Source organism: Rhodopirellula europaea 6C (genome assembly GCF_000338295.1).
Taxonomy (GTDB): Bacteria; Planctomycetota; Planctomycetia; order Pirellulales; family Pirellulaceae; genus Rhodopirellula; species Rhodopirellula europaea.
The window spans coordinates 136,962-150,190 of the sequence record NZ_ANMO01000116.1 but is presented as its reverse complement, the minus strand read 5'-3'; the positions used below and the strand labels follow the sequence as shown (position 1 = coordinate 150,190).

Sequence of the window (13,229 nt, the reverse complement as noted above, 5' to 3'; positions counted from 1 at the left end):
CTGCACGACCTCCGCAGTCGGAGTAGAGCGATATACTAGGTGACTAAACTAGTAACAGCTCAAAACCCGATTGGCAGCAGTCGATCAATAATCGGTCGCGGCGCCGCCGGATTCGGCGATCGACACGGTGCTACCTTTGACGGCCTGGCGGACCTGACGCGTCTCGACTTCTTTTTGCAGACGCGCGATCGCCTCCTTGATAGGCATCGATCCGAGGTCGCCTTCGATTCGGTCACGCAGCGCGACCTGGCCCGACTCGGCTTCCTTCGGCCCCACGACGGCCATGTAGTTGACCAAGTCGATTTGGGCGTTGCGAATCTTTGCTTGGACCTTTCCGTCAGATGCATCGACGGTGACTTTGAACCCGGCTTCGTCAAATTGCTTGGCCACCGCGGTCGCGTATTCGACGGACTTGTCCGACAAAGGCAATACGCGAATTTGCTCGGGCGACAACCACATCGGGAACGCGCCAGCAAAGTGCTCGATCAACATCCCGGTGAATCGCTCCAGCGAACCAAACGGTGCCCGGTGGATCATCACCGGTCGGTGAGTTGCGTTGTCGTTGCCTTTGTATTCCAGCTTGAAGCGTTCGGGCAGGTTGTAATCCAACTGCACCGTTCCCAACTGCCACGAACGACCGATGCAGTCACGAACCATGAAGTCCGCCTTCGGACCATAGAACGCCGCTTCACCGGGTTCTTCGTTGAATGACAAACCGGATTGCTCCAGCACGCCTCGCAGAGCACCTTCGGCGTGATCCCAGTTCTCTTCGCTGCCGACGTACTTGCTGCTGTCCGGATCCCGCAGCGACAATTGCACGCGGTAATCGTCCAGCCCAACGGACTCGAGCACGAACTTGGTCAACTCGATCGTTGCCCGGAATTCCTCTTCGACTTGATCAGCGGTGCAGAAGATGTGCGCGTCATCTTGGGTCAGACCACGCACCCGCATCATCCCGTTCAGTTCGCCGGTTTGCTCGTGACGATAGACGGTTCCGAACTCGAACAACCGCAGAGGCAACTGACGATACGATCGTGGCTGGGCACCAAAGATCTGACAGTGGTGCGGGCAGTTCATTGGCTTGAGCAGATAACGCTCGTGATTCAATTGCCAGCGATGCAGCACGTCCTTTTTCGCGTCATTGGATGCCGACGGTTTGTATTCGGGCAGTTTGACGCCAAAGACTTCCGCCGCGGCGATCAACTTGTCTTCGTCGTCCTTGGACAAATCATCTTTGTCCAGTCGAGTGCTCCACGCATCCAACAACCCGCCGACTTCGCTGCCGAACAACGGAGCAAACTGGCTGTCGCGATAGTAGGGGAAGTGGCCGCTGGTTTCGTACATTTCCACACGACCGATGTGCGGACTGTACACCGGGTCGTAACCACGCGAAAGCAATTCGCGACGCAAGAAATCTTCCAGCGTGACGCGAACACGAGCTCCCTTGGGCAACCACAAACACAAACCTTGGCCGACTTCGGGATTGATCGCGAACAGGCCGTGTTGTTTGCCGAGCACGCGGTGATCGCGGCGTTTGGCTTCTTCGATCTGCTCCAGGTAACTGGCCAACTCTTTCTTGTCAAAGAAAGCCGTGCCGTAAACGCGTTGCAACTGACGTCCCGAAGCGTCGCCTTTCCAGTACGCGCCTGCAACGCTCAGCAGTTTGATCGCTTTAATCATTCCGGCGTGAGGAATGTGGGGTCCGCGGCAAAGGTCGACGAACTCACCCTGACGATAAAAGCTGACCGTGGCTTGGTCGCCCAAACCGGTTTCGATGTGCTCGACCTTCAGGTCTTGATCGAGGTCATCGCAAAGTTTGCGGGCTTCATCACGATCCAGCACAAAGCGTTCGAACGGCTCTTTGGCTTTGATGATCTTTTTGATTTCCGCTTCGATCTTCGGAAAATCGTCTTCGCTGATTTTCTCTGGCATGTCGAAGTCGTAATAGAAACCACCCGAGGTGGTCGGTCCGAACGCCAGCGAAACGCCTTTGTAGATTCGCATGATCGCGCGAGCCATCACGTGGGCGGCCGAGTGACGCAGCACATCAAGAGCCGATTCATCACGCGTGGTCAGCAAACGAAGCGGAACCACGTTTTCATCATCGGCGATCTCACCGAGCGGACGGAACGAATCGACAATCGTGCCGTCGACTTCGGCGGCCACGACGCTGCGGGCAAGGCCTTCGCTGATCTCTTTCGCGACGTCCATCGCGGTGGCGTCAGCGGGTTGGGGTTTCAGCGAGCCGTCCGGCAGTCGGACTTGAACTTCGGCGGCCTGGGAAGAAGCGGGGGACGAAGGGGAATCAGCGGACATCAGACAAATTTCTTTCTGAACAAGGATGGGTCGCGAGATACGAAGTCGCGAATCGATTGCCAAGAATAGCGGTTCAGGGGGGGACAGTAGAAGTTCAGTTCGAGTTCGCCTCGGGTTTCACGGCTCTTTCCCAGGCAAAAACACGCGTGACGCGACGCGACGAAGCAAAGTCGCGACATTCCTTCGCACTTCGCAACACATCCAGCTCTATTCAGTTGCGATGCCCCCGAAGGTGGACCAAAATGGAACTCGCCCTCCAAATTGCTCCTCGACCACCCCCGCCTCGCGAATGCCTGCGTCCTTTTCCCCCGTGGTTTCCACCGCGATGAGTCCGATTTCACTCGGTTTTAGCGTTCTCACGCTCCTTCTCGCTTGGATCCTGCCAGCAAACGCGGACGAGGTTTCTTTCCAAGAAGACGTGCGGCCGATTCTTTCGAACCATTGCTTTGCCTGTCACGGTCCCGATGAAAACAACAACGCAGCGGGATTCCGGCTGGACGTCGAGGGCGAAGCCGACCTGGACGAGGTGCTGGTCCGGATCGAATCCGAAGATCCCGATTCGATCATGCCGCCGCCGGACATGCACAAACCGCTGAAGCCCGAGCAGATCAAAATTCTGAAACAGTGGATCGAGCAGGGTGCCCCCTACGAAACCCATTGGGCATTTGTCACACCGAGCAAACCATCCTTGCCCGATTTGGCGCACGACGAGTGGGATGCTCCGATCGATCGATTTGTGCGTTCCAAAATGGAATCCAAAGGGCTGACGCCGCGTCCCCGAGCCGACCGTCGAACGCTGATCCGTCGTCTGTCACTGGACCTGACCGGGTTACCGCCGACAGCAGAAGAGATCGACGCGTTCCTGAACGACGATTCAGAAACCGCTTACCAAGACCTCGTGGATCGCGTCATCGCGAAACCTGCCTTCGGTGAGCACATGGCGCGTTACTGGTTGGACCTCGTCCGGTTCGCCGACACCAACGGGATGCACCACGACCACTACCGCGAGATGACACCGTATCGCGACTGGGTGATTCGGTCGTTCAACGAGAACTTGCCGTTTGACCAATTCATCGTTGACCAAATCGCCGGCGATCTGCACCCCGATCCCAGCGTCGATCAACTGACCGCGTCAGGATTCAATCGATTGCACTTGATCATTGACCGTGGGACAGCATTGCCAGAAGAAAGCTTCGTCAAGAATGTCGTTGATCGAGTTTCCGCGGTCGGCACCGCGTTCATGGGCCTGACCCTGCAGTGTGCCGTTTGCCACGATCACAAATACGATCCCATCTCGCAGAAGGACTTCTATTCGCTCTACGCGTTCTTCAACAACTTTGATGGAGCCCCCGAAACGGGAGGACGTCGAGGCACCGATTTTCTACGCGGACTTCAACCGCCGTACATCGAATTCCCGACGGAAGAACAATCCCAAACACTGGCACGATTGAACGCCGAGATCGCTCGTTTGCAAACGGAAGCGAAAGATCTACAACCCAAGCCGGAACCACCCAAGAATGAAGATGCCGCTGCCTCCAATCCTCAACCTCCCACCGAGAATGTCGAGCAAAGCGAAGAGAAGGCCGAGCCAGAATCATCACCGGAAGAACGCAAGCAGAAACTGCAACAAGTTCAAGCCACGATCGCAAAACTGAACAAGGAACGCGACGGTGTTTTGGTCAACGTTCCCGCAACCCTGGTGATGAAAGAGCGAGCGGAAATCCGCCCGGCTCACATCCTGATTCGCGGTGCCTACGACGCCCCCGGTGAAGTTGTCTCACGCAACACGCCTTCATTCCTGCCGCCGATGCCAGACGGCAACGATCCCGACTCTTTAAAAACACGGATGGATTTGGCTCAGTGGATGGTTGATCCATCCAACCCGCTGACCGCGCGCGTCACCGTCAATCGATTTTGGCAACAACTCTTTGGTGTTGGGCTGGTCAAGACATCCGAAGACTTTGGTGCCCAAGGACAACTGCCGTCGCATCCGCAACTGCTGGATCACCTTGCCATCGAGTTCATCGATTCCGGCTGGGACGTGCAAGGCTTGATGCGTTCGATCGTCAACACGGAAACTTATCAGCAATCCTCAATCGCTCCTCGAGAATCCTTTGTCGCTGACCCGCAGAACCGATTGCTCGCTCGCGGTTCTCGTTACCGACTCGATGCCGAAGTGATTCGCGACCAAGTCCTCTCGGTTTGTGGCCTGCTCAGCCCGACGATGTATGGACAAAGCGTCAAACCACCTCAACCGAAAGGGTTATGGACGATCGTCGCGATGCCGACCTCTTACCCGAACAGCTACGTTCCTGACTCGGGTGAGAAAGCTGTTCGGCGAAGCGTCTACACGTTTTGGAAACGTGGTTTGCCACCGCCGCAGATGACCATCTTTGACGCACCCAATCGCGACAGTTGCATTGCTCGGCGGGAACGCACCAACACGCCGCTGCAGGCTCTCATGCTGATGAACGAACCTCAGTTCTTCAGCGCATCAACGACACTGGCTAAACGATTGCTCGATGATGAATCATTGAACTCAGACGACGGGACCAATCACAAGCGTTTGGCTGCCGCGTATGAAACGATCACTTCGCGACCACCAAACGCTGACGTGCTCGAATCACTTTCGCGATCGCTGGATGGTTTTCAGTCGCTGTACGAGTCACAACCCGCCGAGGCGACCGCCCTCGTGCAACGATGCACGGATCCGTTGGTCCAGTCGGTATCGGCGGCACCCGACCAAGTCCGCTTGGCCGCATGGACAATGGTGGTTCATTCCATCTTGAATTTGGATTGTGTTCGAACGCGGGAATGACGCCACGTTCCCGACCGCAACCCGCCAACGAATTCGAACCACTCTTTCACAAATTTCGCCATGAAATCTTCGCAAAACGCCGCTTTACAAACGCTGACCAACCTATCGGGTCGACGTCAGTTCTTGCAGCAATCCGGCATGGGGCTCGGTGCCGCCGCATTGGGATCAATCGTCGCTCGGGCGCAAGCCAACGAAGCCAAGTCGATCGACAAGCAAGCCGCGGACTTGAAAGCCGGTGAGATGGAAGGTCTGCACTTTCCCGCCAAAGCCAAACGGGTGATCTTCCTGTTCATGGCGGGCGCCCCCAGCCAAATGGATTTGTTTGATTACAAACCCGAGCTCGCCAAGCAGTTCAAGCAACCACTCCCGCCCAGCGTCAGCAACGGGCAACGCGTCACCGCGATGACGCGCGGCAAAGAGCAGATCATCGCACCATCAATGTTCGAATTTTCGCGGCATGGCGAAAACGGGATCCATCTCAGCGAACTGCTCCCGCACCTTGGAACCGTCATCGATGACATTTGCTTGATTCGATCCACGCACACGGATGCAATCAATCACGATCCCGGCAAAACGCTGTTCTGCACCGGATCGGAAATCGCTGGCAAAGCAAGCTTAGGTTCGTGGCTGAGCTACGGCCTCGGTCGGATGAATGAGAACCTGCCCGATTTTATCGTTCTCAACTCAGCGTTTTGGAGCGGCGACAAAGCCAACATCCAAGCTCTCTACAGTCGATTGTGGGGATCCGGTTATTTGCCATCGAAGCACCAAGGCGTTTCCTTTCAGCCATCGGGCGATCCGGTTTTGTTCCTTTCCAATCCGGAAGGCGTAAACCGAGAAAGCCGGCAAAAGATGCTGGACCTGGTCACGGATCTGAATCGTCAACACATGCATCAAAGCGGTGATCCGGAGATCCTGACCACCATCGCTCAACAAGAGATGGCATTTCGGATGCAGGCATCGGTGCCGGAACTGACCGATCTGAGCCAAGAAACCGAAGACACGTTGGCGATGTACGGCCCGGAAGTTCACAAGAGCGGCTCGTTTGCACGCAACTGCTTGATGGCACGCCGAATGGTCGAACGCGACGTTCGATTTGTTCAACTATTCCACCGCGGTTGGGATCATCACTCGCACCTGCCCAAGAAAATTCGTGGCCAAGCGTACGATGTCGATCAACCGTGCGCCGCACTGATTCGCGATTTGCGTCAACGCGGAATGCTCGACGACACCTTGGTCGTTTTCGCGGGCGAGTTCGGACGCACGACGTATTGCCAAGGCAAACTGACGCACAAGGATTACGGTCGCGATCATCATCCTCGTTGCTTCACGACTTGGATGGCCGGCGGCGGCGTCAAAGGCGGTATCACCCACGGCGTCACCGACGACTTCAGCTACAACGTGGTTGAGAACCCGGTTCACGTGCGTGACTTCAACGCAACGATCCTGCACCAACTGGGAATCGATCACGAACGATTGACGTTCCCATTCCTTGGACTCGATCAACGTTTGACTGGCGTGGAAGAAGCCCACGTCATCCACGACATTCTAGCGTGATGCATCAGCCCGTTTCGCGAAGGGTTTGACAAGTCAAAGCGAGCCGACTTAGAACTGCGTCATGGATTTCACCGCGATCGATTTTGAAACGGCAACGCGTCGTTCGGACAGTGCCTGTCAATTGGCGGCGGTTCGCGTTCGCGGCGGGGAGATCGTTGACTCAGCTTGCTGGCTGATTCGACCGCGGCCGTTTGTCTTTTCACCCGCCAACATTCAGATCCACGGCATCACGCCCGGCATGGTGCGTGACGAATCCGAATTTGGCGAGTTGTGGCCGGAGATCCAATCCACGCTGGGCGATGATTGCTTGATCGCTCACAACGCCAGCTTTGATCTCGGCGTGTTGATGGCTTGCTTGGAATCGCACGACCATCCCGTTCCGGACATGCAATACAGTTGCACGCGAGCGATCGCTCGGCGGACTTGGCCACAACAACCTCGGTTTGGCTTGAAGCCATTGTCCGATTGGCTGGGCATTCGGTTTCGCCATCACGATGCTTTGGAAGATTCGATCGCCTGTGCCAAGATCGCTTTGGCCGCGGCGGAAGACTCCGGGGCGACCACATTGGAGGCTTTGGAATCGAAGCTTTCCTTGTCTCGGGGTAGCGCAGGTTCCTGGGGAAAGAAAGGACCGACGTCCAGGCGTGCATCGACCCGGCGAAAATCTTCCTCGCGACGCTCTTCCTCACGGACTCCCGAAGTCGCGATCGCGGGATCGACGATGGCTGGTTCCGCGATTTCGAGTTCGGCGGCTCCATCCGCCTCCTTCGCCCCCGCTCCGACTCGGCCCTGCGGGATCAGCGACAGCGGCGTGGATTTGCAGCGATTGATGATTCGTGCTGACTTCATCCGTCCGCTCGAGGGCCGAAAAGTGGTCTTCACCGGGGTGCTGCGAAAATTGCAGCGGGAGGAAGCCGAAATGCTGACCTCCCGATGTGGCGGAAAATGCCAGACCAGTGTTTCGCGAAAAACGGACTTGGTCGTCGTCGGCGATCCCGATTCGCGAACGGTTCAGGCGAGTCGCACGATGAGCGTCAAAGAAGCCACCGCTCGGCAGCTGGCCGCCGAGGGTGCCCCCGTGAAAATCATGACGGAACACGAGTTTCTGGAAATGATCATCGCGATGTGAACATTCGTCTTACCGACGAATTAGCCGCCAATCTGGGGCTGCAAGGTGGATCCTGCCAAGAGTTCTCGGCGAATCGATTTTGATCGGATCCCCGGTCCTCTGCGCCGAGGCCAAACCGTGTTATCCTTCCCGAAATTTTCACGGCAGGCGTCGTCGAACCTGAGCCCCCACAGCCGGTGGGCTCTCGACCAGATCGCCAGCCATTCGAGCCCCTCCGCCCTCTTTTGGGATCGTTTCCGTGCCGCGTCGCGACGACATCAAGAAGATTCTGCTCATTGGCAGTGGCCCGATTGTTATCGGCCAAGCTTGCGAATTCGATTACTCAGGAACCCAAGCCTGCAAAGCGTTGCGCGAAGAAGGTTATGAGGTCGTGCTGGTCAACAGCAACCCAGCGACGATCATGACCGACCCGGCGACCGCCGACGCAACGTACATCGAACCGCTGACTTGGCAGATGGTCGAAAAGGTCATCGCGAAAGAGCGTCCCGATGCACTGCTGCCGACTCTGGGTGGCCAGACCGGTCTGAACGTCGCGATGGACCTGGACGCCAACGGCGTGCTCGAAAAATACGGCGTCGAAATGATCGCCGCCAACGCCAAGGTCATCGCCAAAGCTGAAGAGCGCGACCAGTTCAAAAAGGCGATGGAAAAGATTGGGCTGGATGTTTGCAAAGGCTTCACCGTCCACACGCTGGCCGAAGCACGCGAAGCACTGGCGGAAGTCGGTCTGCCTGCCGTCGTTCGCCCATCATTCACGATGGGCGGCAGTGGCTCTGCCATCGCATACAACAAAGACGACTTCGATTCGCTGGTGCAAAACGGGCTGGACCAATCGCCCGTCACAGAAGTCTTGATCGAAGAATCGATCATTGGTTGGAAAGAATACGAGATGGAAGTGATGCGTGACCGCGACGACAACGTCGTGATCATTTGCGCCATCGAAAACTTCGACCCGATGGGCGTCCACACGGGAGACTCCATCACCGTCGCCCCCGCACAAACGCTGTCAGACAAAGAATACCAGCGGATGCGTGACGCATCGTTGGCCGTCATTCGCGAGATCGGTGTCGAAACCGGAGGCAGTAACATTCAATTCGCGATCGAGCCTGACACGGGCCGGATGATCGTGATTGAAATGAACCCGCGAGTCAGTCGCAGTTCGGCCCTGGCCAGTAAAGCGACCGGTTTCCCGATTGCAAAGATCGCTGCGAAATTGGCGGTCGGATATCGTTTGTGGGAATTGCCCAACGACATCACGCAAAAAACCAAAGCCTGCTTCGAGCCGACGATCGATTACGTCGTCACCAAAATGCCTCGATTCGCATTCGAGAAATTCCCCGAAGCTGACGCAACGCTGACCACACAAATGAAGTCGGTCGGCGAAACCATGTCGATTGGACGGACGTTTCAAGAATCGTTCCAAAAAGCCCTGCGTGGTTTGGAAGTCGGCGCGTTCGGATTTGGTAGTGACCCAAAGGATCTTTGGGGAACCGAAGATCAACCAAACCGCGACGAAATCCGTGCGAAGTTGTCGACTCCCGGTTCCGAGCGAGTCTTCTACATCCGCTACGCATTCAAAGACGGAATGACGGCGGCGGAGATTCATTCGCTGACCAACATCGACCCGTGGTTCTTGGATCACCTGCAACAACTGATCGAAACCGAAGACAATCTTCGTGCGATCGGCAAGTTGGACGGGATCGACGCGGACACGATGCGAGACGCCAAACGTCGCGGATTCTCGGATCGCCAAATTGCAACGATCACGTCGAAAACGGAATCTCAAGTCCGAGCAAAACGCTTGGAAATGGGCATCCGTCCGGTCTACAAAAGTGTCGACACGTGTGCGGCTGAATTCGAAGCCTTCACGCCGTACTACTACAGCACCTACGAAACCGAAACCGAAGTCCCCGCCAAGGGCGACAAGAAACGGGTCGTCATTTTGGGTGGTGGCCCCAACCGAATCGGCCAGGGCATCGAGTTCGATTATTGCTGCTGCCACGCTTCGTTTGCCCTGCAAGAAATCGGCATCGAATCGATCATGGTCAACAGCAACCCGGAAACGGTCAGCACCGACTACGACACATCGGACATCTTGTTCTTCGAACCGTTGACGATCGAAGACGTGCTGAACATCTGCGATGCGATGCAGCCCGATGGTGTGATCGTTCAGTTCGGTGGCCAAACGCCGCTCAACTTGGCTCGTGGTTTGGAACAAGCCGGCGTGCCGATCATCGGCACCAGCGTCGACACGATCGACACCGCCGAAGACCGTGAATTGTTCAGCAGCCTGATCGACGAACTCGGACTGCGACAACCGCCGTCGGGTATCGCTCGCAACATGGACGAAGCGCGAGTCGAAGCCAAACGCATCGGCTATCCGGCACTTGTTCGCCCCAGCTTTGTGCTCGGCGGCCGCGCGATGGAAATCTGCTACGACCATTCCCAATTCGCTCGCTACGTTGCCGAGGCATTCATCGTCGCCGACGGGCAACCTGTGTTGATCGATCGGTTCCTCGAAGACGCCACCGAAGTCGATGTCGACGCGATCAGCGATGGCAACGATTGCGTGATCATGGGGATCATGGAACACATCGAAGAAGCCGGTGTTCACTCCGGCGACTCGGCGTGCTGCATCCCGCCGTTCAGCCTGACTCAACCGGTTCTGGCCGAAATTCGCGATGCGACCAGAAAGCTGGCCGCACGCTTGAATGTGGTCGGGCTGATGAACATTCAGTTCGCCGTCAAAATGGAAGGCACCCAGCCAACGCTTTACATTTTGGAAGTGAACCCACGAGCCAGCCGCACGGTGCCGTTCGTCGCCAAAGCAACCGGCGTCCCGGTCGCAAACATCGCAACGAAAGTGATGGCGGGCGAAACGCTGCAAAAACTGAACGTCACGGAAGAACCGATTCCACGCCACGTTTCGATCAAAGAGAGCGTGTTGCCGTTCCGGAAATTTGCCGGCGTCGACATTGTGCTCGGCCCCGAGATGCGGAGCACCGGCGAAGTCATGGGCGTCAGCGAATTGTTCTCGATCGCGTTTGCCAAAAGCCAACTCGCGGCGGGAACCGTTCTGCCGGAATCTGGCAAGATCTTCTTGTCGCTCTCCGCCAACCACAAAGAATCCGCCGAATCACTCGGCAAGTCTTTGATCGAATTGGGCTTCGAACTGCTGGCCACCGAGGGCACCGCGGTCCGTTTGGAAGAATCCGGCGTCGCGGTGACCCGAGTGAAGAAGCTGTCCGAAGGTCACCCCAACCTGATCGACTACCTGAAAAACGACGACGTTCAGTTGATCTTGAACACTCCATCGGGCAAGGGAGCTCGGACGGACGAAGGCAAGATCCGAGCCGCCGGTGTGCAACATGGCGTGCCCTGCATCACCACTTTGGCCGCCGCTGAAGCCGCCGTTCGAGCGATGGTCGCCATGCGTGACACACCGATGGAAGTCGAATCGCTGCAACGCCGGTACGCACAAAACGCCTGATTTCAGTGTGAACGTTTCAAGAAACAGCCGCCATTGAGCGGCTGTTTCCGTTCACAGAGGATGCGTCGAGTCATTAACATGGGGGTCTTCTACTCCCATTTTCTCAGGCGACGACGACATGACTCATCGATTGAATGGTTCGTTGACCCTCCTGGTCGGCATGCTGTTATTTGGCATGGCAACATGCGACTCATTGCTGACCACGTCTTCTGCCTCAGCAGCTGAACCGGTTCGTTTCAGCTCGAAGGTTGGCGAAACGGTCACCTACAAAATCAACATTCAGATCGGCATCGGTAAGGACGCTGGCAAGTACCCCGGCACGTTGACTTATCACGTCAAATCCGCCACGCCGGAATTGATCCAACTGAACGTGACGGGAGACCTGCAGGGCAAACACTCCCGCTCCCACTCATTCTTTCGCAGTAGCAGCGACTCGCCTTTGCCGACTCTCGAATCAGTTTCATGCCGGGGAGCCTTGTTGGGCATCACCCCGAGTGGCAAAGTCGAGGTGGTACAACGAGACGAGATGATAGGCCTTCTACTGGGAACGCTTGGGCAACTCGCTATCGCTCCATTGCCTCCAGCCGATGCGGCTCCCGTCAATCAACGCGCAGCCGACAACGGTGCCGATGTTGCAGTGACTTGGGATGAATCCGACACAACCACCATCGCACGCGTCAGCAGCCCCTTTGGAATGACACCGTCGTTCGCCAGCCACGCGGGTCTGAACAACAAAAAGCTTTCCATCGCGACTGAGAAGTGGAAGTACGTCGCTCATCCAGCGGTTCGCAACCGGATGAAGATTGACCACCAATACGAGTTATCCGCTCCTGAATCCGATCCACCGCTGAAGATGCAGGGTGAAGGCATCGCGTTCTTCAACTTGGACGATGGCTTCTATGAACAACTGCAAATCAATCGGGTGATCTTCCAAGCTGAGGATGGTGTGGAAGTGAAGGTTCCCGTTTCCATTTCGCTTGTTCGTGAAACGGAACAGGAACGCGCCGCCAAAATCGCTGCGGCGAAAGAAGCGACTCTCAAACGCACGCGTCCATTCACGGACGCGGAACGCAAGCAGTGGCTGCAAGCGTTGGCCCCGGGTTCGTCTGTCGCTGAGGCTCACCGTGCCATGTCAGAACTGAATTCCAGGAATCAACGACAAGACCCCGAGCTCGCACAAGCACTTTTGAAACGGGCAGAAATCTCCGACAACAACCTGAAATACTTTTACTATTCGGCGGCGGCTCGCTACGACGAATCGATCAAGCAGATGGCGGAAGACCGTCGCGATTACAGCCGCGGGATTGGAACGGTGAAGCGGACCGGTGGCCCGGTCACAACGGCCAGCCGTTTGGTTGTCGGTCAGATTTTGGCCAAATCACGAGAACGGTTCAGCGGCTACGAAGCGGTGGAAGTGAAAGAGATCCACGAACGCAACGAAGTCTCGGTGCAGTCCGTTGGCGGGAATGGCCGCGTCGAACGCGTCAATGTTTCGCTGCTGCGTTACCCGCCCGACACAGTTCAGCAGCCTGTCAACACACGGCCGGTCCCGCGAACTCGGCGTGCCGCTCCGAAACCCAAGGTTGTGGTGAATGAACCGGAAGAGATGGAAGAAGCTGATTCCGAATCTGAAATGGATGCGATCCGAACTTGGACGGACAAAACCGGGAAGTTCAAAATCGAGGCGTCCTTCCTAGCGATCAAGGACGGCAAGCTTCGCCTGAAATCCGCCGACAATAAAACCATCGAAGTCCCGCTGGCAGCACTCTCAGAAAAAGACGCCGACCTCGCCGAACGATTCCAAAAAGAATCCGAAGCCGCCGCCAATCCATTCCAAGTCGTAGCAGAATGACTCGCCGATTTAGGCCCAATGGTCAGGACGTCCGCGGCGAAGGCAATTGAAAAAGTTAAATTGACAA

6 protein-coding genes are annotated in these 13,229 nt (G+C 56.5%); 5 read left to right on the top strand and 1 reads right to left on the bottom strand.

The window, feature by feature from the left end; translation table 11 throughout:
* Positions 1-84: 84 nt before the first annotated feature.
* A complete protein-coding gene (gene thrS / locus RE6C_RS11890; RefSeq protein ID WP_037252912.1) occupies positions 85-2,316 on the bottom strand; it encodes a threonine--tRNA ligase in 2,232 nt (743 codons plus the stop codon).
* A gap of 310 nt (positions 2,317-2,626) precedes the next feature.
* On the opposite strand from thrS, the gene RE6C_RS11885 reads away from it, so the two are divergent.
* The 5 genes from RE6C_RS11885 (at position 2,627) to RE6C_RS11865 (ending at position 13,162) form a co-directional block, all read left to right on the top strand.
* The gene (locus RE6C_RS11885; RefSeq protein ID WP_008656858.1) at positions 2,627-5,134 is read left to right on the top strand and encodes a DUF1553 domain-containing protein; all 2,508 of its coding nucleotides are present in this window, start codon (positions 2,627-2,629) and stop codon (positions 5,132-5,134) included.
* 60 nt (positions 5,135-5,194) lie between these two features.
* A complete protein-coding gene (locus tag RE6C_RS11880; protein ID WP_008656857.1) occupies positions 5,195-6,691 on the top strand; it encodes a DUF1501 domain-containing protein in 1,497 nt (498 codons plus the stop codon).
* A gap of 61 nt (positions 6,692-6,752) precedes the next feature.
* On the top strand, positions 6,753-7,820 hold the full coding sequence (locus RE6C_RS11875) for an exonuclease domain-containing protein (protein WP_008656856.1): 1,068 nt from the start codon (positions 6,753-6,755) through the stop codon (positions 7,818-7,820).
* A 238-nt stretch (positions 7,821-8,058) separates the two neighbouring features.
* On the top strand, positions 8,059-11,310 hold the full coding sequence (gene carB / locus RE6C_RS11870) for a carbamoyl-phosphate synthase large subunit (RefSeq protein ID WP_008656855.1): 3,252 nt from the start codon (positions 8,059-8,061) through the stop codon (positions 11,308-11,310).
* A gap of 118 nt (positions 11,311-11,428) precedes the next feature.
* Positions 11,429-13,162 (top strand): SHD1 domain-containing protein, encoded by a 1,734-nt coding sequence (locus tag RE6C_RS11865; RefSeq protein WP_008656854.1) that lies wholly within the window; start codon positions 11,429-11,431, stop codon positions 13,160-13,162.
* The last annotated feature ends 67 nt before the right edge of the window (positions 13,163-13,229 follow it).